Source organism: Colwellia sp. BRX10-1 (genome assembly GCF_014077545.1).
In the GTDB taxonomy this organism is placed as follows: Bacteria; Pseudomonadota; Gammaproteobacteria; order Enterobacterales; family Alteromonadaceae; genus Colwellia_A.
The window spans coordinates 203891-227052 of sequence record NZ_JACGWC010000002.1; the positions used below are offsets into that span (position 1 = coordinate 203891).

The following is a 23162-nucleotide window of genomic DNA, read 5'->3' on the forward strand; positions in this document are numbered from 1 at the left end:
TGTTCAGGATGAACGGTATGTCTTGGTGCCATGGATGGCAAATAAAGACGATGTTCAGGATGAACGGTATGTCTTGGTGCCATGGATGGCAAATAAAGACGATGTTCAGGATGAACGGTATGTCTTAGTGCCATGGATGGCAAATAAAGACAATGTTCAGAACTCGCTATAAGCGACTATTTTATCGTCGACATGTATTGCACTAAGGCGGCAATATCTGCATCTTCTAGCTTCATAGCAATATTTCGCATCATGCCATTTTTGTCATTGTTGCGAGCTCCCGAACGAAAACTTTCCAACTGAGCAGTTAAGTACATTGCATTTTGTCCGCCCAGAGCTGGGAAACCAGCTTGTGACATGCCTTTTGCATCAGCGCCATGACAAGCAATACAAGCGGTAATTCCACGCTCTATATCACCACCAAAATATAGCTTTTTGCCAACGTCACTGGTTGCTCCACCCGCATATTTTGCAGGTTGTGCACTATAATAAGCGCCTAAATCAAGCATATCTTGTTCGCTCAATGCCATGGCCATACCACCCATAATTGCATTAACACGACCTTCTTTTCCGCCCGAAGTTAGCCCCGTTTTAAAGTCAGCTAGTTGTTTCGCGATATAGCTACTACCTTGTCCAGCCAGACTAGGATACATAGGTACTAAGCTATTACCATCAACACCGTGACATGCTCCACACATTGCAGATTTTGTTTTACCGGCATCAACATTACCTTGGGCAGCATAGCTGATATTTAGTGCACTTGTTCCTAATAAAACCAAGCTTAGTAGTATTCTTTTCATCAATGAGCTCTCTATATATGTAGATAATTAAATGTGGCTAGCAATGATTGGTAAGGTTATTACCTTAGGCACTGCAGTCTTCAATATCAAACAGTTTACACAAGTTATACCCATCGGACTAATTTATTGATCACTTAGCAGGCATAAAAAAGCAGCTTATTAAGCTGCTTTTTTAAAAATATTCTTTTAACCGTGCTTTATTTCATTGAAGACATGTATTGCGCTAATGCATCAATGTCATTTTTCTTCAAACGTTTAGCTATATTTCCCATCATGCCATTACGATCATTATTGCGTTCACCGGTTTTAAAACTCATTAACTGTGCAGTTAAGTATTCAACACTTTGATTAGCAACAACAGGGAAACCAGCTTTTGCAACACCTTTACCCGTTGCGCCATGACAAGCGATACAAGCGGTAATACCACGAGCTGGGTCTCCACCAAAGTATAATTTGCGCCCTAGTTCAGAGCCCTTGCCATTACCTGGCGTCGGTTTTTGACTAGCAAAATATGCGCCTAATTCAGCCATGTCTTGTTCAGACAAGGCTGCAGCCATACCTGCCATTACCGCATTTTCACGCACACCAGATTTAAACTCTTTTAGTTGTTTAGCTGTATATTCCGCATGTTGTCCTGCTAATTTTGGATACATAGGCACTAAACTATTACCGTCCGCACCGTGACAAGCACTACACATTGCTGACTTTGCTTTTCCGGCAATCGCTTCTTCGGTAATAATCGCAACCTTAGTAACACGCTTAGGTTTTACATGAGCAACGGCCTTGGTATCAGCAAAATAGGCGCCCATATCGGCAATATCTTCATCGGTCATCGCACCAGCAAATTGATTCATTGCATAGTTAATGCGCGTTTTATCTTTAAAAGCATATAATTGCTTTTCGATATACTGGGCATGTTGGTTGGCTAAATTAGGGTTGATTAGTACCTGACTATTGCCCTCTTTACCATGGCAGCCGATACAGCTAGCAATATTACGTGAAGCATCACCTAATTCGTAAAGGCTTTTACCTGCACTAGCATTGCCAACATAAGCAACAGTTTCTACTACAGCAGCCGGAGCTGAATGCATGCTAGCAAGTTCAACTGATACGGTAGCGCCACTTCTATCTAAACTTGAGAAGTAAGCACCGATATCAGCCATATCTTGATCGGATAAGCCAGCAGCCATTGGTCCCATCATAGCGTTGACACGTGTACCACTTTTAAAGGCTTGTAGTTGTTTAACAATATAGGCAGCATGCTGACCCGCTAAGTTAGGAAACGCATCACTTGCGCCAATCCCATTAGCACCATGACAAGCACTACACATAGCTGCTTTACTTTTACCTGCATCAACACTTCCGGTTGCTGCGAACGCGACATTAATACTCGTTACGGCAAGAATTAACGAAAAAATAATTTTATTCATTGAATGGCTCTCTGCTCTATTACTATTGATTAAGTATTCACTAAAAAATAAACGGATGAATATAAAAAACTAGTCATATTTTACACTAATATCATCACGGTGTAATAAGCATAGTAAAAATTAAGCTTAAAAAATGACACTTTTTACTGTTTCACGAGAAAAAAAAGATATAATGCTTTTTTTATTTGTTATTGGACACCATTTTGTCATCACCTGTTATTCATTTAAGTAAAGCCACTTTCACTTTAAGTGCGCCGGATATTCGTCGCTTGCCTGAAGACAACGGTATAGAAGTGGCCTTTGCGGGACGTTCAAATGCGGGTAAATCAAGCGCACTAAATACCTTAACTAACCAACGTGGTTTAGCTCGTGTCAGTAAAACACCGGGTCGAACGCAGCTTATTAACATTTTTGAAGTCGCACCTAACAGACGTTTGGTTGACTTACCCGGTTACGGCTTTGCCAAAGTGCCGATTGAAATGAAGAAAAAATGGCAAAAAGCACTTGGCGAATATTTAGAAAAACGTGATTGTTTAAAAGGCCTAGTTATTTTAATGGATATTCGTCATCCGTTAAAAGATCTTGATATGGACTTAATCCAATGGGCCGCGGACAGTGATTTACCGATATTGGCGTTATTAACAAAATGCGACAAGCTTTCACAAGGTAAAAGAAGTGCTGAAGTGCTTCAGGTTAAAAAAGCCTTAGCATCGTTAAATGCAGATATTACCGTACAAGCTTTTTCATCATTAAAATATACGGGGTTAGAAACAGCAAATGACCTAATTTGTAAGTGGTTGTCTGCCGATTTACCAACAGACCTTCCCGAAAGTGAAGAGTTTTAGCATCGCCATTTAATGCCAAGTGACCTTACTAAGGTCTAACTTGGCTAATGTTTTTCATACGAAAAACGCGATAAACAAAACATTCATTTTTCAATCATTAATCTTCACCCACAAACCTAACAAGCAAATTGATGCTGCTATCAAACCATGGCAACATAGTGCTTTAAAACTTATTCTTTCAAAAAGGCTCGTCAATTAATGGCTACCATTGCTGAACTCATCGCAACAGAACTTAACGTTAAAACCGCTCAGATAACTTCAGCAATTAACTTGCTTGATGACGGCGCAACTGTACCTTTTATTGCGCGTTACCGTAAAGAGGTAACTCAAGGGTTAGACGATAATCATCTGCGCCACATTGATCAACGTTTAAGTTATTTACGTGAGCTTGAAGATCGTCGAAAAGTCATTATTACCAGCATCACCCAACAAGATAAATTAACGCCAGCATTAGAAAAAGAATTACAAGCCGCAGACAACAAAACCCGTTTAGAAGATTTATATTTACCGTTTAAACCTAAGCGTCGCACTAAAGGCCAAATAGCCATAGAGTCGGGTTTAGAACCGCTTGCCAATAACCTTTATAATAACTGGGCGTTAACGCCAGAAATTGAAGCAAAAGCTTTTATCAATAATGATGCCGGTTTTAGCGATGAAAAATCAGTCCTTGAGGGCGCTATTTATATCCTCATTGAACGTTTTGCTCAAGACGCCAATTTATTACAAAAGCTGCGTAAGCATTTATTAAAGCAAGCGCATTTAACCAGTGTTGTCGCTAAGGGCAAGCAGCAAGAAGGCGCTAAATATCGCGACTATTTCGAGCACTCAGAATTATTAAAAAATGTTCCCTCACATCGTGCTTTAGCGATGTTGCGTGGTCGCAATGAAAAAATATTACAACTCAGTATTAACGTAGACCCAAACCAAGAAGATAGTCAGTACTCAAGTGCCGAACAAATTATTTGTGAGCACTACAATCAGCGTTTAACCGGACAAGCTGGTGCAGAATTTATCACTAAAGTGGTACGCTGGGCATGGAAAATAAAATTAAGCCTAAGCTTAGAAACTGAACTATTGGGTAATTTACGTGAACAAGCAGAAAATGGGGCGATAAAAGTTTTTGCCACCAATTTAAGTGATTTATTAATGGCTGCGCCCGCTGGTGCAAAAACGACACTAGGCTTAGACCCAGGTATGCGAACGGGTTGTAAATTAGCGATTGTTGATGCTACCGGTAAATTATTACAAACCGCGACAATTTTCCCACACGCACCACAGAATCATTGGGAAAAATCAGTACGAACCTTAGTCAATTTATGCCAACAACACAAAGTTGAATTACTCGCGATAGGTAATGGTACTGGCTCACGTGAAAGTGACAAACTCGCGGCAGAGGTTATTCAGGCATTAGAAGCAAATAAGCCACAAAAAGTGATGGTCAGTGAGGCAGGTGCTTCTGTTTATTCTGCTTCAGAGTTTGCCGCAAAAGAATTTCCAGATTTAGACGTCTCCATTCGTGGCGCGGTTTCGATTGCACGGCGTTTACAAGATCCATTAGCTGAACTAGTGAAAATTGACCCTAAAGCGATTGGCGTTGGTCAATATCAACATGACGTAAGTCAGAGCCAGCTAAGTAAAACCCTCGACAATGTTATAGAAGATTGTGTAAATAATGTCGGTGTTGATTTAAATAGTGCTTCGGCTGCGTTATTAACACGAGTTTCAGGATTAAATAAAACGATGGCTGATAACGTCGTTGCTTATCGCGACGAACATGGTCGTTTTGATGACAGAAAAGAACTCAAGAAAGTAGCGCGTTTGGGTCCTAAAGCCTTTGAACAGGCAGCGGGATTTTTACGTATTTCAGGTGGTAAAAATCCACTAGACAATTCAGGTGTTCATCCAGAAAGCTACCCAGTTATTGAAAAGATCATTGCCCATCTTAATAGCAACATTAGTGATTTAATCGGTAATAGTGAACAATTAAGTAAAATTAATATCACAGATCTCAACGATATTAATATTGGCGAATTAACGCTTAAAGATATTATTAGTGAGCTAGAAAAGCCCGGCCGAGATCCTCGACCTGTTTTTAAAGCCGCACAGTTTAAAGAAGGTGTAAATACCATTAATGACTTAACTGTCGGCATGGTACTTGAAGGTGTTATTTCAAACGTTGCCAATTTTGGTGCCTTTGTCGATTTAGGTGTTCATCAAGATGGCTTAGTACATATTTCATCACTTACTGACAAATTTGTTAGCGACCCACGTGAAATTGTGAAAGCAGGTGATATTGTTAAAGTAAAAGTAATGGAAGTTGATGCGGCTAGAAAACGCATTAGCTTATCTATGCGTTTAGATGAAACAGTGACCACCAAGCCAGAACAAAACCAACAGACGAATAAGCCTCAGCCTCGTTCACAAAATACCACACCCAAAACGGCTAAGCCAAACCCGCAACGTAATACAAAGCCACCCGCTAAAAAGAGTGAAAATGCCGCTATGGGTAACGCTTTTGCTGATGCCTTTGCTAAGTTTAAAAAGTAGTAGAGGGGTGATGTTGGTACTGAAGTTATCAGTATCAACGACTAGATCCTGAAATAAATTCAGGATGACGGTTTTTTATTTTAAAGACTTGGTTATGTTCAATTTATGCTAAAGACCTCGTCATACTGAATTTATTCTAAAGACTGCTTCATGCTGAATTTATGCTAAAGACTTCGTCATGCTGAACTTGTTTCAGTATCTGTGCTTTTTGCTATATTCATATCACTAGATCCTGAAATAAATTCAGGATGACGGTTTTTTATTTTAAAGGCTTGGTCATGTTGAATTTATGCTAAAGACCTCGTCATACTGAATTTATTCTAAAGACTGCTTCATGCTGAATTTATGCTAAAGACCTCGTCATACTGAATTTATTTTAAAGACTGCTTCATGTTGAGTTTATGCTAAATACCCCGTCATGCTGAACTTGTTTCAGTATCTCTGCTTTTTGCCATATTCATAACACTAGATCCTGAAATAAATTCAGGATGACGGTTTTTTATTTTAAAGACTTGGTTATGTTCAATTTATGCTAAAGACTTGGTTATGTTAAATTTATGCTAAAGACTCCGTCATGCTGAACTTGTTTCAGTATCTGTGCTTCTTGCTATATTCATAACACTAGATCCTGAAATAAATTCAGGATGACGGTTTTTGGGACGGTTGTTTTTGTATTAGGATGACATATGCGTTCTTCGGTATCCATGCCACCTCGCTATACCGTACATCCTGTATATGCGTTCTTTGGCATCCATGCCACCTCGCTATACCGTACATCCTGTACATATGCGTTCTTTGGCATCCATGCCACCTCGCTATACCGTACATCCTGTACATAAAAAAGGGGAAGCAAAAGCTTCCCCAAAAAACCTCAGAATAGGAGGTCAACTAACGCAAAACGTGTGAATTCTTTGCTTTTATGTAACGGTACACTTATAAAACGTATTTTGCTGAAAATTGTAAGTAGTCAGAATCAACATTTTTATCTGCCATTTCAAAATTACCCACTTCAACACCAAAGGATAATTGCTGAGTAACATTTTTAAATAAATTTACGCCCCAATGTGTACGGTCATAATCTGCAACTTCTGTAGTGGTGTTACCATAAAAGGCCGTGCTTCGTAAATCTTCGGTCCAGAAATGGCGGTATGCAACGCTGATTGAGGTTGTTTCTTCAACTTCTTCGCCAATTAAATCTTTTGATGCGGTTACGCCAATATAGCGACCTACTTCACCACCATGAAATTGAAAACGAAAGTCATCTTTGCCAAAAGTATTAATGCGACCTGAAATACCATAACCTAGTGCTGATTCTTCATTACCACCAACGGTTTGTAATCGTTTGGCTACCGCGGCAATAGCGACATTACCCCAATCGCCTTTAAAATTATAACGAGCAATAACATCAGGCATAGAATCATTGCCACTGACACCACCATATGATTCTGGATTTTCAACAGAGACCTGAAAGTTACCCATAGTGTAACGAACTTGTCCTTGACGAATAAAAGCTGCCGATAACAATGGACCACCAAAATCAGCGGCTTCTGCAAGTGCACTGGTGTTAACAAAAGTTGACCAAGTGTCACCAATTAATAGATCTTTATATTTAATAAATGCATGACGAATACGTGGGTTTGACGAATTTGAGATAATTTCATTACCCCCTCCTCTAACAGCGTCTCCATAGAAATCCATTTCAATAAAACCGGTTAAATCACCATGTTTATATTTAGTATTAATGCGTGATTCATTTACCGCAATACCAAAATTAGAAATACTATTGTCTAGTGCCGTGCCACTACCATACCAATAATCAGTTGCTGCAACAGTACCATCGATGTAACGTGCGTCGGCTTTGATGTAACCACCGAAAGTAATACTATCGTCGTTGTCTAATTTAATTTCGTAAGCCGCATTTGCTGTGCCAGCCAGTGCGAATAATCCTGTTGCTAATAGAAGCTTTTTCTTGTTAAACATTTTGCTATCCCCGTTTGTTGTGTATTAGCCTCAGAAAAACTGCAGATACGATCTTTTGGCTACTTTTTATCGTTTTATTTTTATTTTATGGATATAACTTAAAACGTTAATCGCTATTTAGAAATTAGACATAAGTCTAAAGGGGATGTTTTTTGCCTGTTAATAACGATTCTTTCATCTTATAAAATTGTATATTTAACGATAATTACACTTGAAGCGGTTAGGAAATGTTAGGCTGGTCATAGCTTTGCTTGTATTATCCTCGAGTGAATAACTAATAATGAAAAAAGGTAAATTTAGATGAGAAAATCTCTTATTCTTGCCAGTGGCGTTGCAATTATTTCTGCACTGACACCAACCCTGTTGTCGGCAAAACAACTAAGTGTTGACGACTATAAAAAAGCTGAACAACAATTATCAAGCTATACCAGTAAGTTAGTAACAGGTACTGTTGACTACCCGTTATGGTCAAGCAATGACACTTTGGTATACCGCAGCCATACTGAAGACGGCGATAAATTTTTTAAAGTTGATATTAATAGCCAAAAAAAATCTCTCGCATTCGATCATAAAAAATTAGCAGAATCACTTGCTCGCATTACTGATAGCGAAGTAAATCACGATAAGTTCCCTTTCACTCAAGTAGAGTTTATATCTGCAAACAACATCAAATTTTCAGTAAAGGCAAAGAGTTACCAATGTGATTTAACTCATTATTTATGCCAGCTTGATGAACTAAGCCAAAAAAGTGCGGAAAACTTATCACCTGATGGTAAACGTGCCGTATTTATTCGCGATCATAATCTATGGTTACGTGATTTAATAACAGATAAAGAAAGCCAACTCACCACTGACGGTATTAAAGACTTTGGCTATGCAACCAATAATGCTGGCTGGGTTCGTCGTGATTCTCCCGTAGTGACTTGGGCGCCTGACTCAAAAAAATTAACCACCTTTAAGCATGATGGCCGCAACGTAGGTGACATGGGCATAGTGTCAACCGCAGTTGGCCATCCAACAATTGACGTTTGGAAGTATCCTTTACCGGGTGATGAACATATATTTGCTATTCATCGTGTCGTTATCGACGTTGAAAGTAAAAAGGTCACGCCACTTGATATGGCACCCGATGCTCACCGTTCAACAATCACTGACCATGTCGCTGGACGTAACGGCGAACTATTAGACATAGATTGGGCTGACGATAGTAAAACATTTGCCTTTGTTTCTTCTACGCGCGATCACAAAACTGCCACGTTGAAAATTGCTGATGCTAAAACCGGTAAAGTTAAGCTTGTTATGTCAGAAACACAAAAAAGCTTTTTTGAATCAGGTGTCGATGGCATTAGTTGGCAGTATTTAGAAAAAAGTAATGAGGCTATTTGGTTTTCTCAGCGCAGTAACTGGGGACATTTATACCTAATAGATTTAGCAACGGGGAAAGTTAAACAACAAATTACCCAAGGTGACTGGACGGTTATCGAATTACTCCATGTTGATCAACAAACGGGTAAGCTTATTTTCACTGGCGCAGGCAAAGAAGGCAGTGACCCTTATTACCATTATCTTTACAGCGTTAACAAAGATGGCTCTGAGTTAACCTTATTAACACCCGAAAAAAAGCACCATCGCATTACGTTAAACAAAGCCGGCACACACTTTTTAGACCGCGCGGCAACACCAACAACCGCTGAAATAAGCCGAGTACGTGCCGTTAGTAATAACAAAGAATTGACCATAGAAACCATGGATATTAGCCAATTAAAAGCGTCTGGCTGGCAAGCACCGGTTGAATTTATTGTTAAAGACAGAAACGGTGAAAATGATATTTATGGTTTAATGTACAAGCCAACAAATTTTGACGCCAGCCAATCTTACCCTGTAGTTAATTATTTATATCCAGGTCCACAAGTAGGTAGTATTCGTGGCCGTCATTTTCGTAGCTCTCGTGGCGATAACCAAGCAATTGCTGAGTTAGGTTTTATTGTTATAGAAATTGATGCTTTGGGTACACCGGGTCGCTCAAAAGCTTTCCATGAATTTTATTATGGCAACATGGGCGACAGTGGTATTCCTGATCAAGTTTCTGCCATTGAACAGTTAGCTAAGCGTCATAATTGGATTGATGTAACACGCGTTGGTATTTGGGGTCATTCTGGCGGTGGTTTCGCATCAACTCGCGCGTTATTAACTTTTCCAAATTTCTACAAAGTAGCTGTATCACAGGCAGGTAATCATGATAACCGTAACTATGCTGATGAATGGGGCGAAAAATACCATGGTCTTGAAGTTATAGATGAAGAAGGCATTAGCAATTACGACAGCCAAGCAAACCAGTTATCGGTTGACAGTTTGCAAGGTAAATTATTGATCGCTCACGGTACAACCGATACCAATGTACCACCTTACAATACTTTGATTGTCGTTGAAGCTTTGATTAAGGCTAACAAAGATTTTGATATGTTGATGTTACCTAATCGCGGCCACGGTTTTGCGCGTGAACCTTACATGATGCGCAAACGTTGGGATTATTTTGTTGAACATTTAATGGGAGCAACGCCACCCAAAGAGTTTCAGTTTTCTAAATAAAACAGCTTTATAACCCAATAAAAAAGACGCTTACTGCGTCTTTTTTATTGGCATTACATTATTTTTATCAGCCCTAGCTTGCCAATTATTCGCTTACACTTGCGCTAGATCAAAACAATTAGCCAACGTTGCCATAAAATAAAGTCATAGCCCTTATCATTTAAAGGAAAATGACATGACTCATCAAGAAATATTAACCTCCTTAACAGAGAAAAAAGCTCAGCTAGAGCATCGCATAAGTGCTATTGAAGCTGATTTACATCAAGGTCGCTCACAGGACTTTGCTGAACAAGCGACCGAAACCGAAAATGATGAAGTGCTAGATGAAATTCATCACCAAGCAAAAGCTGAACTAAAGTATGTTATTGCCGCATTAAATCGTCTAAAAAATAAAAAATATGGCTTTTGTTCAAGCTGTAACACCCTAATAAACATCGAAAGATTACACGCTTTACCTTACACAACAACTTGTATTAATTGCGCAACATAAGGGATAAAAAATGATAATAGAAAAACATGATTTACACCACGAGTTTCCAGAATTTGCTGATGAAATACGCAGCCTAAAAATGAATGATGCTCATTTTGCTCGCTTATTCAAAAAATATCACGAGCTCGATCAAGAAGTACATCACATTGAACAAGGGGCTGAAAATACTTCGGATGAATATCTCGATCAACAAAAAAAGCAGCGTTTACATTTAAAAGATGAATTATTTACCATCATCAAAAAAGCGAAATTAACCACCTAAAATTTTATCGTCAAGTAAGAGCATGAAACTAAGGTTAGCTATAGGTTCAAGGCAAGATGATAACGTTAACACTACTGCAATCGTTTAATTACTAACGAATAACACTAGACAAAGTTTCAAATCTATTTATTGTAGAAGGGGCCATAGGTGTTTTGATTAATCGTGATAAACACCAATAGGCCCTTAATAACAATAAAATAGGTGGTTACATGGCTAGACTAAAACAAGCAAAAGTAGCATTACAAGAAGCGTACGATACCTTTAATCAAGCAGTTGAAAAACCACTCCCCGCATTAGCACTATCAAATACCGACTCTATTCAGAATTTACTTAACATCGTTATCCGCAGAGAATCACTTTCTGTCGCCAAAAAATGTAGCTTCCCTAACAAGCTCTCTGCTGATTTAAGAAAAAAATTAGCAGACGTTTTATTACTAATTGATAAAGTAGATATTGAAATAATCAAGGCCAATGCTAAGTCTACATCAACCTCCGTTGATAAAGCCTAAACGGTCACCATAAGCCATTTCAAATAAGAGCGGTAGTAAGTTGTCAGGGGTATTGTTCAAAAGTAATATTCAACTTGAAAATATTACGCTTGCCTTCAACAGATTTACTTGCCATTAGTTTTTATGGGTTCATTGAGCCGAAATTACAATAATAAATCGTGCAATTTAAGTGAGTTGTTATCAGACATTTCACTGACTTGTACCATTAACAGTTCTGCCGTAGCTATAGCGTCATTTAAAGCGTTATGGGCAAAATGATTTGGCAAGCCATGAGCGTGGCGCAAAGTTGACAATCTTAATTCTGAGGGGTCGTAAGCGACATCCTTTTTATCAAGTTGACGCTTTGCTATCATTAGGGTATCTATCATCGGAAAAGGTGGCGCTACGCCATAAAGTTCCAAACAAGCTTGTTGCAAGAATTGTCTTTCAATACGAGCAAAATGTACCAACATTACTTTTCCAGCCAAAGCTTTGAGTAAGGCTTCAACCACCTCTTTTAATGGCGCGCCTTGTTCTTTTTGCTGATCAGTTATTTGATGAATAATAACGTTATCTGCGCTAAGATCATCCTTCGTTTTGATGATTTGATGGTAGCTGTCTTTTAATGATATTTGCTGCTGTTTTATGCCAATAAAGCCAACACTTAGTAACTTATCGTTAATGGCATGAAGGCCAGTGGTTTCAAAATCAACCGACAAAATTTCAATATCATTTAATGGCGTATCAGGTTCAGGAAAACTAACAGCAAGAAAGTCTTTTAAGGCTCCTTCTGGCGCTCGTGCCCAAGCACGTTTTCGTTGAGCTTCATAACCGAGTAACCAATAAAACAAGGGTTGATTGCTGAGCATATTTAACCTTAGTACGTTGACTGTCTGCTATCTTGTAATGCTTTAATGACTTTAAAAGCATCCTTTAAATGTTCACGTTCGAGCTTAGACAATTTTTTCGGTGACAAGTAATTATTTGGCTCTTTACCTGCTTGTAGTAAATTGGCTTGGTGCTCTAAACGCAATATGCCTAAAAATTCATAAGCATCAATTAAGTTAGCCGCCGACTCTTTAGAAATAGAAGGGCTTCCGGCTGCTTTTCTAAGGCGCTCTATAGTGTTCACTGATGCGATCCCTTCGGCTAGCGCATAAATTCTTGCCAGATCAACAATCGGCGCTATACCATTGTGCTTAATATCTAGACTCGATTTATGCTCGCCATCAGAAATTAACACAAAATCCCGAAAAAACCCCAGTGGTGGCCTCAGCATCAAAGCATTTCTAGACAAGTGTGCGAGAAATAAGCTATTACCTTTGGTTTTTGCCAGCAGCTTGCTACGTACTTCGTTAAGTAAAGAATCGTCGCCATGTACTGTAGCAAAATCAAAGAAGACACTACCATTGAGTAACGCCTGTGGGCTTGGAGTATTCACCCATTGCTCAAAATATTGATGCCACATTTTTTGTGGTTGTCGCCATTTAGGGTTTGAAGCCATGATATCGCCAGGACACAAGATAAAACCGCAGGCAGCAAGACCATCACAAACAAACGAGGCGAGGTTTTCAAACCAAGCTTCATGCTCAGGTTGTACCTGATCAGAAATAATTAAAGCATTGTCTTGGTCAGAATGAGCAAGCTGCTCTTGTCTTGCTTGAGAACCACAAGCTACCCATGCATAGGGAACTGGCGCTTTACCATTGATTTTTTCTGACATTTCAATAATTCGAATCGTAAATGCCATCGTTATCGCGCTAATACTTTTACCAATATGATCAGCGCTGGTGCCGAGTTTAGCCATACGAATTTGTAATTTTGGTATTAATTTACTGATACGGATCAAATCGTTAATGGTCGCCGCTTTACGAATAATACTGGTGATATTGACGGCATTGTGGCCTTCATTATTCATTAAGTCCGTGATAGTTACCATCGCCACTAGTTCGCCATACTCTCCAGAATCACTAAAGCCAGTAATAGGAAGGTGGTGAATACGCTTGCTAGTCATCAACATAAGCGCATCATAAGCGCTACTTTGCTCGGGTAACGTTGCCATATCTGTGGTCATAATCTCGCTGACTGGCAGGGTAAAACTTAACCCTTCAGCGACACAACGTCGACGAATATCTTTATCGGTTACTATACCAACCGGTGCACCGACACCACTTTCTTTATCATCGATGACGACTAGGCAAGAAATATCTTTTTCAGTCATTTTTAGCGCCGCTTCTTGTATGCTTTGATGACTTTTAATGGTTAATACTGGTTGATGATAAAATTGACTAATGGGGTTATTAATCAGTGAAGAATTAATAATCGCGTCTTCATTAACCTTGCTCATTTTCCCTTTTAAACGCTCTGCAGCTGTTTGCATGAAAAAAGCGTCTATTTGTGGGTAGTCTGCAACTAAAGACAGCAAAGTTTGATAATCAAGACTGTACAGTAAAGTGTCTTCTTCAGTATTTACCTCCACTTCATTGCGTTGTGCGGGTCGACAAAAAACACTGCAAATTTCACCTTCGGTATATTTTCCCACTAACTGGCCATTATGGTCGGTATAAACCAAAGCACCTTTGCGTAAGATATAAAGACGCGCCTCCTCGATACCATTAGGTGGTAACGGTTGCTTGGCCCTTACGTAGCAAATATTTATTTCTTTGACTAATTGTAACGTCACCGATTCGGGTAGGGTGTCGAATGGCGGAATCGCTTGAAGGAAAGCACTAATCTCGGCGAGTTCATGATCCATATTCTTTCAGCCTTTAACAAAACATACTTAGTAGATAGCTATTTTTAGTGTATTTAGCCCGCTTACGTCAACCCTAAAGTATAAAATCTAGACTAAAGTGTAATACCTCAATTCGAAAAACCTTGTTAGTGTCAATAATAGTTAAATTTCACTATGAATTTTGATTTTGGTTTTATCGCGATCCGAATTAATAGTAAACGTAACTACTGCCTTAATTGGTAAAACAGGTGATAAATCAAGCGTAAAAAAATAATAAACGCTTCACATAATAACTGGGCTAAAACCCAGATAAGTTAAGTTGCTAGGAGAGGATAATGGAAGAGAAACAGACATATTGGTCAGAAAATCTGCGCCTAATATTTATAAGTCTTGTTATCTGGTTCGTCGTTTCATTTGGGTTCGGTTTGCTATTAGTAGAACCTTTAAATGAAATACGTATCGGTGGCTACAAACTAGGTTTCTGGTTTGCACAGCAAGGTTCAATTTACACTTTTGTCGGTTTAGTTTTTTGGTACACCAAAAAAATGAACGATCTTGATAAAAAATATAACGTCGAGGAATCATAATGGATGAGTTAAAACTCTATACATACATTGCTGTGTTCGGTTCTTTCGCCGTTTACTTTGGTATTGCTTGGTGGGCTCGTGCCGGTTCAACTAGTGACTTTTACGTTGCTGGTGGTGGTGTTACCCCATTACAAAATGGTATGGCAATTGGTGCCGATTGGATGAGTGCCGCGTCATTTATTTCAATGGCAGGGATGATTTCTTTCCTTGGCTATGGTGGCTCAGTTTTCTTAATGGGTTGGACTGGTGGTTATGTACTACTGGCCATGCTACTTGCTCCTTACTTACGTAAGCACGGCAAGTTCACTGTACCTGAATTTATTTTTGACCGTTATTACTCAAAAACAGCACGTGTTGTTGCCGTTGTTTGTTTAATCATAGCGTCATTAACTTACATCATTGGTCAAATGAAAGGTGTGGGTGTTGCTTTCTCTCGCTTCCTAGAAGTTGATTACGATTTAGGTCTTTACATCGGTATGTTCGTTGTTTGGGTTTATGCCGTATTGGGTGGTATGAAAGGTATTACTTACACGCAAATTGCTCAGTACATAGTATTGATTTTTGCTTATACCATTCCTGCAGTCTTTATTTCACTACAGTTAACGGGTAACCCTATTCCACAGTTAGGCTTAGGCTCAACGTTGGCTGACGGTAGCGGTGTTTATTTACTTGATAAATTAGACTTAGTTGTTACTGAATTAGGCTTTAAAGAGTACACCACTGACAACATGGGCGGCTCAGTAAATATGTTCGCATATACTCTATCTCTGATGATAGGTACTGCCGGTTTACCTCACGTTATTATGCGCTTCTTTACCGTTCCTTCAGTTAAAGCTGCACGTCAATCTGCAGGTTACGCATTAGTCTTTATCGCCTTGTTATACACAGTTGCTCCGGCAGTTGGCGCAATGGCTCGTTTAAACCTAATGAACACTATTGAACCCGTAGCCGGTCAGAACCTTGAGTATGCTGAACGTCCACAATGGTTTAAAGATTGGGAAAAAACTGGTCTTTTACAATACGAAGACAAGAATGGCGATGGCAAAATACAATATACTGCTGATAAAGCGACGAATGAAATGGTTAAAGTTGACCGTGACATTATGGTACTTGCTAACCCAGCAATCGCAAACTTACCAAACTGGGTTATTGCTTTAGTTGCCGCCGGTGGTTTAGCTGCTGCGTTATCTACTGCCGCTGGTTTGTTATTAGCGATATCCTCCTCTATCTCCCACGATTTATTGAAAGGTATTTTAACACCTGACATGTCAGAGAAAGATGAGTTACTCGCAGGTCGAATTGTTATGACAATATCAGTGATGGTTGCTGGTTGGCTTGGTTTAAATCCGCCTGGCTTTGCCGCAGGAACGGTGGCGCTAGCCTTTGGTTTAGCCGCATCGTCAATATTCCCTGCACTAATGATGGGTATATTTGCTAAGAAGATGAGTGGTCCAGCAGCAGTTTGGGGCATGTGTTCGGGTATCGGTGTAACTATGTTATACGTGTTCCAACACAAAGGTTTTATGTTTATCCCAGGCACTTCTTTCCTAGGTGACATGGGTCCTAACTGGTTCTTTGGTATTTCTCCTAATGCCTTTGGTGCAGTCGGCGCTGCTGTTAACTTTGCAGTTGCTTTCGCTGTATTAAGAGTAACAGGTCCAGCACCCGCTCATATCCAACAAATGGTTGAAAACTTCCGTACACCGCACGGTGGTGTTTCAGCAGCACATGATCACTAATTAGTCTTACGACAACTTTTTGATTAATAATACTAAAGCCCTATTTAACTTGTATAAATAGGGCTTTATATTTACTTATTACGATATAATGAGTAAATTCTTCTGCTTAAGCAGACATAATACTTAACACCGAACGGGCTAAATGGCCGTTATGATTAAAACTAAACTGACTCAGTGGGCTGCAGAACTAAAACCTAACTAGCTAAGTCGGCGTCATCCTAAATTCATTTCAAGATCTCAAGTTAAACAACTGAAATAAATTCAGCATGACGAAGTAACATATACTCATAGGAAGCTTTATGAACAAACACACTAAAACAGCTATTATCGTTGCCCCTATCCTGACCATTTTAGGCTTTGCCTTAGCTGATTTATGGGAAGAGAATAGTGCTAGTCAAGCGCGCGCTTTTGAATTAGTTCCCTTTGGACATTGTGACGTTAGTCAGCAAAAATGTATTTTAAAATCAGGAGAATTTGAAGTAAATGTTATGGATGATAAGGGTATAACGACCGTTAATTCTACTTTTCCTATCGACACCGCGACTTTATTTCTCGTCGATAAAGAAAACCAAGCAACGTCCTTTCGACTCGGCATGAAAGACTCGCCTTATTACTGGAAGCGCGAAACACCACTTGGTCGTTTGGTTGCAGATAAAGGCCAAAGCTACAAATTACGTTTAATCCTTGAAATTAAGGGCGGTAAATATTTTTCTGAGTTTTATACGCAAACACTTAACTAAGACCACCGATAACCCCACAAGTAGCAGGTCGTTAATTTATCGTTGTCATGGTATTTATGACAACGATTCATTGATAAAAACAACCACTGATAACATGACTAACACCAAGCCAACTCATTATCTGAACAATCATTCGCCACGACATCTTATTACACCCCCAAATTAATCACGCTAAGCCACTATAGGAAGATTATTTGTTGATAAAAAAAGTAACCTCGATACTTTTACACTCCAGCGCTTAGCAAGATTGTCTATGATTAAATTCACTTCTTCAGTGTTCACCCTGTCCATTAGGACTTAATTGGCATAATATAATTTCAAGCTTATTAGAAATAACCTTTTACTTCAGCTTAAGCTGAGTTTTCATCGTTTCTTCACTGTTAGTAAACAAGGATACTTATGCTGCACATTGAACACTTAAATTTAGTCGTTAACGACATTCCACAAACATTGACATTTTACCAAGCAGCCTTTCCTCATTGGAAAATAAGAGCTGAGGGCATTTCACAATGGTCTGGCGTAGATCGCAATTGGGTACACTTTGGTGACGACTATCAATACCTTACTTTCAACGATAACGGTATTGGAGAAAATCGAGATTTATTGGGACATCAAGTAGGTTTAGCCCATTTTGCTTTTGTGACTGATAATTTAACAGCAATAAAAAATAGACTAGTAAAGGCGGGCTTTGATGTGCATAAAGAAGGCGTTGAGCATACACACCGAGCTAATTTATATTTTCTTGACCCCAATGGCTTTGAAGTAGAGTTTGTCCAGTACTTTAGTGATATTCCTCAACAACGAAACAGTGGCGACGAGTGATCCCCTTAAAGTATTAACTGCGTTTGTTGCCTAAAAAAAGGGCGTTACTTGATAAAGTAACGCCCTTTTTTACTAAGCAACAACAGCCGTGACTAAGCTTCGCTTTTAGCGATAGCCATCTCGGGTCTATTTTCGACTGAAGCCTGTCGACGCTCGGCGAATAACAAATAGAAACTCGGTAAAACAAACAGCGTGAATAGTGTGCCAATAAACATACCCGCCACTAAAATAATACCGATACTGTTTCGCGCTTCTGCTCCAGCTCCCGTCACCAATACTAAAGGAAAATGTCCTAAAATAGTTGCCGCGGTCGTCATTAATATCGGTCGCAAACGTGTCGTTGCCGCCTCTGTAACCGCCGCTAATTTATCGGCGCCAGCTATTTGAGCATGATTCGCAAATTCGACAATAAGAATACCATTTTTAGCGATTAAACCAATTAAGGTGATCAAACCAATTTGTGAATAAATATTAATGGTGGTTAACTCAATATAAGGTAAAAGTAATGCTCCCGACAACGCTAAGGGTACACAACCTAAAAGCACCACAAGCGGGTCTCTAAAGCTATTAAATTGTACCGCTAAAACTAAAAATACAATCAATAATGAAACACCTAATACCATCACTAGGGTACTGCCTTCTTTGCGAAGCTGACGTGATTCTCCGGCATAGTCAATACTGTAACCTGTAGGTAGCATATTTCTCGCCGCATTTTCTAGTGTTGACAGCGCTTGTTCTTTATTAACGCCTGGCGCAACGCCACCATAAACTTTAAATGAAGCCTGCTGAGCAAAAGTTGATAATTCACGCGGTACGGTTTTCCATGTTAAATCAGCAACAGCCGAAACGGGGATTAATTCTCCCGAAGGTATCTTAATATTTAACGCTAAGATCTCTTCAGTTTTACCCCGAATATTATTATCAACCATTGGAATAACACGATATGCCTTACCGTTAGCATCGAAACGGTTAACGAAGTTACTCGACAATAGAATGCCCATTTGTTGACTAATATCAGCAACATTAAGCCCCATATCAGCAATTTTTTCGCGATCTAGTTGTAACTCAACTTGGGGTAAATCTATTTTTAAATCACTGTCTGCAAAAAGAAAATCACCGCTGGCAAACGCTGCTCCCACTAATTGATCAGCATAGTTTTTCATTTCAGCGTAGGATGCCGAAGATTTAACTACCATTTCAATTTCAAATTGTCCCGCGGTTGGCAATGAACCGGGTAATATAGGTAACATATTCAAACCGGGTATTTGCGCCAATTTGCCATACATTTCTGGAATAAGTTCTTGTGTAGAGTAATTACGATCGTCAGCACCGACCAACTCTAAGCCGCCAAATCCACCAGAAGTAAAGAGTAATTGCCAAACTTTTAAACCACCTTCAATCTCTTGTAAGGTCTCCACCACAGGTCCCATTTGAGCAACGTTGTACGCTAATGAAGAGTCAGGTGGTGACATAACGACAAACATAACACTCGCTTGATCTTCAACAGGCGCTAGCTCTTTCTTTGATTGCAAATAAAAAGGCACTGAAAGCAAAGAAACCACAGCCGCAATTAAAAAAACCTGCCCTTGCCACTTAAAAATACGTTGCAGTAATTTGCCATAAGCCTGTTGAATATTATCAAAGAGTTTATTCACTTTTCGTGTTAACCACCCCTCTTCACCCCCTTTAGGCAAGATATGTGCGCTCATCACCGATGATAAAGTAATCGCGACAATCCCTGAAATAATGACCGCAATAGCCAAGGTAAAAGCAAATTCTTTAAATAAAACCCCGGTTAACCCTGATAAAAATCCAATAGGAGCATAGACCGCAGCTAACGTTAAGGTCATCGAAATAATGGGAACAAGTAGTTGACGTGAACTTTCTAAAGCAGCGTCAAATTTTGAATAACCTTTACGCATTAAACGGGCAACGTTTTCCACCACCACAATCGCATCATCAACCACCAAACCTACCGATAATACAATCGCTAACACGGTTAATAAGTTAAGCGAGAAACCCATAAATAACATCGCTGCTACCGCGCCAAGTATAGATATAGGTATAGTAATAAGTGGTACCATCGCACTTCTAAATGACCCCATTAATAAGACAACGACCAAGCCGACTAAAATAACAGTTTCCATTAAAGTAATGAAAATTTCACTTAACGCATCACGCATATAAAGTGTACCGTCGAAGGCAAAATCTATCGACATACCTAAAGGTAATGTTTTATTCAATTCGGCAATTTTACTATAAAGACTATCGCCAATATCAATTTCATTAGCGCCAGGTAAGGGCCAAATTGAGATATAAACCGTGTCACTATCATTTAGCCTTGCCGTAACGCTGGAATCTTCTGCCGCTATTTCAACACGAGCAATATCAATTAAATGAATGGTAGCACCGTCGATATTTGCCACCACTAATTGCTCAAACTCAGTCACTGACGTTAATTGACTGTTAGCAACAATATCAATGCGCTGTCGGCTATTTTCAGCATAGCCCATAGTTGCAATACTGTTATTGGTTGCTAATGCTTGGTAAACCTCTGTCGAACTTAAGTTAAACACTGCAAGCGCTTCGGTATTCAACCAGATGCGCATTGCTGGCGTTCTTGCCCCTTCAATACCAACACGTTGCACACCTTCTATGGCGTTTAAAACCGGATTAACTTGTCGGGTTAAGTAATCAGTGACTTTTGATAAGTCATTACCATTAGCATTAACATTCAGATAGAAGACAGCAAAAGGACGGTCTGCACGACTCACTGAGACTATGGGGTCTTGCGCACCTGTGGGTAATTCATAGCGAATTTGGCTTAAACGTGCGGTTAACTCCGCTAATGCTAAGGTACTATTTTCATTTAAGTTGAGCCACGCGGTAACTTTACTGCTGCCTGAAGTCGTTTTAGACTCAACATACTCAACACCAGGCACCGTTGCGGCAGCTCGCTCTATCGGTTCAGTAACAAAACCTTGCACCACTTCAGCTGAAGCGCCAATGTAATAGGTATCAATAACTAACGAAGCACTCTCTATCTTTGGAAACTGCAACACGGGGATCTTACTGATTGACCAAAGTCCCGCTAAACAAATAATAATAGACAAAACTAACGCGACAACAGGACGGCGAACAAAAATATCCATTACCGATGCTTTACTGTGTGAAATTGGATTTGAAGTTTTTTTCATCATAACTCGCTATTTCTTATCAGCAGTGCTCGCTGACAAAGACTCAGCGAGGTAAACTTTCATTTGTGGGAACAATTTAAATGCACCTTTTGTAGCAATTAATTGTCCTTCATTGAGGCCTGACAACACCATTACCCGGTCATCATTGCGATCACCCAAAGTCACTTTAACTTTTTTAGCCCGATAAGCACCTTCACCCTCAGCTTCAAGTATAAAAACATAACTTCCTAGTGGATCTCGTGTTATGGCGATATCAGGTACTGATATTAGCGAAGCCTCGGCGGCAATGGGTGAATAAACACTGACTAAGGTATTAGGCTTCAATGCTAATAATGAAGACTTTATTTGTGCGCGATACTTCAAGCTACGTGAAGTCCGTTTTAATTGTGGATCAATGGCAATAATCATCGCTTGATATGACTTAAGCTGATTCATCGGTTGAACGTTAACAACAGATCCCACCCCGAGCTCTTGATAAACTTGTGGTAAGTAGAAATCAATCCAGGTAAATTCGTTAATACCAATCAAGGTCAATACTTGACTGTTTTTATCTAAATATTGTCCTATTTCAAGATTGTGAATGGCCACTTTTGCATCAAAAGGTGCGCTCAGTTTTTTCTTGGCGATCATCGTTTCTAATAAGGCTACATCAGACTTAGCCAATGCAACTTCAGCTTCAGCTTGATCAACAAGTTCTGCACTAATTTCATTGTTTTTCTTTAAGACAAGATAGCGACTGTAGGTCTTTTTCGCTAAGGTAAGCTGTGCTTGAGCGGCAATTAACTTCGAGTCTTCATCTCGATGGTCAATTTCAATAAGTACCTGATCTTTTTTCACCAGGCGTCCTGACTGTGCATTTAACAAGGTAATTTGCCCAGCGAATTCATTATTTAATGATAATGATTTAAAGGCTTGTACTTCACCACTGACTTTCAGCATTTCTTGATAATCGACACGAACCGCTTCAGTCGCATTAACCGTTGCTGAAGGCTCAGGCATATTGACTCCCTGCGATGCTTGGGCTTGTAATGATGACTTATAAAAATACAAGCTACTGACCACTGCAACTAAAATTAGAATAATCAGAATCCATTGACGGATTTTCATAGTATTTCCTTTATTATTTCTCATGTTGTTATCTAAGCTCTGACGTAGTTAGCTGTAGAGCTACTTTTTCAATATCGTCTTTACTGACTTTTTGTCGCCAATCAAAGGTATTGATAAAGCGTTGTAAATTAAGAATGTGCACATTGTCTGTTGATAAAGAAGTGATACCCTCTTGAGCTTCACTATCTTGTTTGCTGTTTCTATTGTGATGTAATCTTACCGTTTGAAAATAACCGACATTTAAAGACCATGCGCCAATACTTATCTGCTCCATGTCATTAACGCCTGACTGTAGTTCATTAGTATCGACTGCCGTTTGCAACAATACTTTAAATGAATCCTCGCAGACACGACTACAATTAATCATATAATCAAGCCAGCGTTGTGAGCATCGCTTTATAATAGAGCGTGTATTAACAATACTTTCTAGTTGATCATCAAAACTAAACATTTGTACTTTAGAGAAATCGAGTAAGCTTAAAGCAATAATTCGTTCTGGCGTAGTTAGTGGCAGTGCAAGCACTTGACTTACAACCCGATACCTTTCTTGATACATTTTTGTTGCTAAGACAATCAGCAAGTCTTCTTTACATTGCACAAATTTATAGACCGACCCCATAGATAGGCCAGCAGACTTGGCGATTGATGACATTGAAAAATCTAATAAGTTACTTTTTTCTATTGCGGTAACCGCGGCAAACAGAATTAACTTCTCTTGTTCTTCAAGGCTAAATTTTGGTGCGGGTGCCATAGCAACCTCTTTAACTTATTCGTTCGAATGATATTCGAACGCGATTATATCGCA

Annotated in this window: 19 protein-coding genes and 1 pseudogene; 11 read left to right on the forward strand and 9 right to left on the reverse strand. The window is 39.4% G+C overall.

Annotation, left to right across the window (positions count from 1 at the left end; translation table 11 throughout):
• Positions 1-22: 22 nt before the first annotated feature.
• The gene (locus H4J75_RS03355) at positions 23-172 is read left to right on the forward strand and encodes a hypothetical protein (RefSeq protein WP_182221342.1); all 150 of its coding nucleotides are present in this window, start codon (positions 23-25) and stop codon (positions 170-172) included.
• A 4-nt stretch (positions 173-176) separates the two neighbouring features.
• Here H4J75_RS03355 and H4J75_RS03360 read toward each other — a convergent pair whose 3' ends face one another.
• The 3 genes and pseudogenes from H4J75_RS03360 to H4J75_RS20470 form a co-directional block, all read right to left on the reverse strand.
• A complete protein-coding gene (locus tag H4J75_RS03360) occupies positions 177-800 on the reverse strand; it encodes a cytochrome c (RefSeq protein WP_070375442.1) in 624 nt (207 codons plus the stop codon).
• Positions 801-997: 197 nt separating this feature from the next.
• On the reverse strand, positions 998-1609 hold the full coding sequence (locus H4J75_RS20465; protein WP_197517696.1) for a c-type cytochrome: 612 nt from the start codon (positions 1607-1609) through the stop codon (positions 998-1000).
• Positions 1604-2230, reverse strand: a pseudogene (locus H4J75_RS20470) (c-type cytochrome); the annotation flags it as partial. The gene H4J75_RS20465 and the pseudogene H4J75_RS20470, both read right to left, overlap by 6 nt.
• Positions 2231-2433: 203 nt before the next feature.
• Here H4J75_RS20470 and yihA point away from each other — a divergent pair.
• Together yihA and H4J75_RS03375 are read left to right on the forward strand one after the other, a co-directional pair.
• Positions 2434-3075 carry a ribosome biogenesis GTP-binding protein YihA/YsxC gene (yihA, locus tag H4J75_RS03370; RefSeq protein ID WP_220465222.1) on the forward strand — a complete coding sequence of 214 codons (642 nt, stop codon included), beginning with the start codon at positions 2434-2436 and terminating at the stop codon, positions 3073-3075.
• Positions 3076-3273: 198 nt separating this feature from the next.
• Complete coding sequence (locus tag H4J75_RS03375) at positions 3274-5622, forward strand: Tex family protein (protein ID WP_182221343.1); 2349 nt, start codon at positions 3274-3276, stop codon at positions 5620-5622.
• Positions 5623-6555: 933 nt separating this feature from the next.
• Here H4J75_RS03375 and H4J75_RS03380 read toward each other — a convergent pair.
• Positions 6556-7602 (reverse strand): DcaP family trimeric outer membrane transporter, encoded by a 1047-nt coding sequence (locus H4J75_RS03380; RefSeq protein ID WP_070375439.1) that lies wholly within the window; start codon positions 7600-7602, stop codon positions 6556-6558.
• Between the two features lie 300 nt (positions 7603-7902).
• Between H4J75_RS03380 and H4J75_RS03385 the strand changes: the two genes are divergently transcribed.
• The 4 genes from H4J75_RS03385 (at position 7903) to H4J75_RS03400 (ending at position 11452) form a co-directional block, all read left to right on the forward strand.
• Positions 7903-10191, forward strand: coding sequence for a DPP IV N-terminal domain-containing protein (locus H4J75_RS03385; RefSeq protein ID WP_182221344.1), 2289 nt, complete (start codon positions 7903-7905; stop codon positions 10189-10191).
• A gap of 175 nt (positions 10192-10366) precedes the next feature.
• Entirely contained in the window at positions 10367-10681 is a 315-nt protein-coding gene (locus tag H4J75_RS03390; RefSeq protein WP_182214528.1) for a TraR/DksA C4-type zinc finger protein, read from the forward strand.
• A 10-nt stretch (positions 10682-10691) separates the two neighbouring features.
• The gene (locus H4J75_RS03395; protein ID WP_070375436.1) at positions 10692-10943 is read left to right on the forward strand and encodes a YdcH family protein; all 252 of its coding nucleotides are present in this window, start codon (positions 10692-10694) and stop codon (positions 10941-10943) included.
• 209 nt (positions 10944-11152) lie between these two features.
• Positions 11153-11452, forward strand: a complete 300-nt coding sequence (locus H4J75_RS03400; protein ID WP_070375435.1) for a hypothetical protein — start codon at positions 11153-11155, stop codon at positions 11450-11452.
• Positions 11453-11595: 143 nt separating this feature from the next.
• On the opposite strand, the gene H4J75_RS03405 is transcribed toward H4J75_RS03400, so the two are convergent.
• The gene (locus H4J75_RS03405) at positions 11596-12300 is read right to left on the reverse strand and encodes an exonuclease domain-containing protein (protein WP_182214529.1); all 705 of its coding nucleotides are present in this window, start codon (positions 12298-12300) and stop codon (positions 11596-11598) included.
• Positions 12301-12308: 8 nt separating this feature from the next.
• On the reverse strand, positions 12309-14186 hold the full coding sequence (locus H4J75_RS03410; protein ID WP_182221345.1) for a putative nucleotidyltransferase substrate binding domain-containing protein: 1878 nt from the start codon (positions 14184-14186) through the stop codon (positions 12309-12311).
• A 314-nt stretch (positions 14187-14500) separates the two neighbouring features.
• On the opposite strand from H4J75_RS03410, the gene H4J75_RS03415 reads away from it, so the two are divergent.
• From H4J75_RS03415 to H4J75_RS03430, 4 genes are all read left to right on the forward strand, one after another.
• Entirely contained in the window at positions 14501-14752 is a 252-nt protein-coding gene (locus tag H4J75_RS03415) for a DUF4212 domain-containing protein (RefSeq protein WP_070375432.1), read from the forward strand.
• Positions 14752-16491 carry a sodium:solute symporter family protein gene (locus tag H4J75_RS03420; RefSeq protein WP_070375431.1) on the forward strand — a complete coding sequence of 580 codons (1740 nt, stop codon included), beginning with the start codon at positions 14752-14754 and terminating at the stop codon, positions 16489-16491. The genes H4J75_RS03415 and H4J75_RS03420 overlap by 1 nt, the downstream gene beginning before the upstream one ends.
• A gap of 299 nt (positions 16492-16790) precedes the next feature.
• Entirely contained in the window at positions 16791-17231 is a 441-nt protein-coding gene (locus tag H4J75_RS03425; protein WP_182221346.1) for a hypothetical protein, read from the forward strand.
• Between the two features lie 399 nt (positions 17232-17630).
• Positions 17631-18053, forward strand: a complete 423-nt coding sequence (locus H4J75_RS03430; protein ID WP_182221347.1) for a VOC family protein — start codon at positions 17631-17633, stop codon at positions 18051-18053.
• Positions 18054-18145: 92 nt separating this feature from the next.
• Here H4J75_RS03430 and H4J75_RS03435 read toward each other — a convergent pair whose 3' ends face one another.
• From H4J75_RS03435 to H4J75_RS03445, 3 genes are read right to left on the reverse strand one after another with little or no spacing between them, the layout of a single operon-like run.
• A complete protein-coding gene (locus H4J75_RS03435; protein WP_259369262.1) occupies positions 18146-21253 on the reverse strand; it encodes an efflux RND transporter permease subunit in 3108 nt (1035 codons plus the stop codon).
• 6 nt (positions 21254-21259) lie between these two features.
• Complete coding sequence (locus H4J75_RS03440; protein WP_182214539.1) at positions 21260-22357, reverse strand: efflux RND transporter periplasmic adaptor subunit; 1098 nt, start codon at positions 22355-22357, stop codon at positions 21260-21262.
• A 28-nt stretch (positions 22358-22385) separates the two neighbouring features.
• Positions 22386-23108 carry a TetR/AcrR family transcriptional regulator gene (locus H4J75_RS03445; protein WP_182221348.1) on the reverse strand — a complete coding sequence of 241 codons (723 nt, stop codon included), beginning with the start codon at positions 23106-23108 and terminating at the stop codon, positions 22386-22388.
• Positions 23109-23162: the final 54 nt, after the last annotated feature.

Bases quoted from the DNA above. Each gene is read 5' to 3' on its own strand.
- H4J75_RS03360 (WP_070375442.1), bottom strand. From the start codon at position 800: ATGAAAAGAATACTACTAAGCTTGGTTTTATTAGGAACAAGTGCACTA.
- H4J75_RS20465 (WP_197517696.1), bottom strand. From the start codon at position 1,609: ATGGGCGCCTATTTTGCTGATACCAAGGCCGTTGCTCATGTAAAACCT.
- H4J75_RS03375 (WP_182221343.1), top strand. From the start codon at position 3,274: ATGGCTACCATTGCTGAACTCATCGCAACAGAACTTAACGTTAAAACC.
- H4J75_RS03380 (WP_070375439.1), bottom strand. From the start codon at position 7,602: ATGTTTAACAAGAAAAAGCTTCTATTAGCAACAGGATTATTCGCACTG.
- H4J75_RS03385 (WP_182221344.1), top strand. From the start codon at position 7,903: ATGAGAAAATCTCTTATTCTTGCCAGTGGCGTTGCAATTATTTCTGCA.
- H4J75_RS03390 (WP_182214528.1), top strand. From the start codon at position 10,367: ATGACTCATCAAGAAATATTAACCTCCTTAACAGAGAAAAAAGCTCAG.
- H4J75_RS03395 (WP_070375436.1), top strand. From the start codon at position 10,692: ATGATAATAGAAAAACATGATTTACACCACGAGTTTCCAGAATTTGCT.
- H4J75_RS03400 (WP_070375435.1), top strand. From the start codon at position 11,153: ATGGCTAGACTAAAACAAGCAAAAGTAGCATTACAAGAAGCGTACGAT.
- H4J75_RS03405 (WP_182214529.1), bottom strand. From the start codon at position 12,300: ATGCTCAGCAATCAACCCTTGTTTTATTGGTTACTCGGTTATGAAGCT.
- H4J75_RS03410 (WP_182221345.1), bottom strand. From the start codon at position 14,186: ATGGATCATGAACTCGCCGAGATTAGTGCTTTCCTTCAAGCGATTCCG.
- H4J75_RS03415 (WP_070375432.1), top strand. From the start codon at position 14,501: ATGGAAGAGAAACAGACATATTGGTCAGAAAATCTGCGCCTAATATTT.
- H4J75_RS03420 (WP_070375431.1), top strand. From the start codon at position 14,752: ATGGATGAGTTAAAACTCTATACATACATTGCTGTGTTCGGTTCTTTC.
- H4J75_RS03425 (WP_182221346.1), top strand. From the start codon at position 16,791: ATGAACAAACACACTAAAACAGCTATTATCGTTGCCCCTATCCTGACC.
- H4J75_RS03430 (WP_182221347.1), top strand. From the start codon at position 17,631: ATGCTGCACATTGAACACTTAAATTTAGTCGTTAACGACATTCCACAA.
- H4J75_RS03435 (WP_259369262.1), bottom strand. From the start codon at position 21,253: ATGATGAAAAAAACTTCAAATCCAATTTCACACAGTAAAGCATCGGTA.
- H4J75_RS03440 (WP_182214539.1), bottom strand. From the start codon at position 22,357: ATGAAAATCCGTCAATGGATTCTGATTATTCTAATTTTAGTTGCAGTG.
- H4J75_RS03445 (WP_182221348.1), bottom strand. From the start codon at position 23,108: ATGGCACCCGCACCAAAATTTAGCCTTGAAGAACAAGAGAAGTTAATT.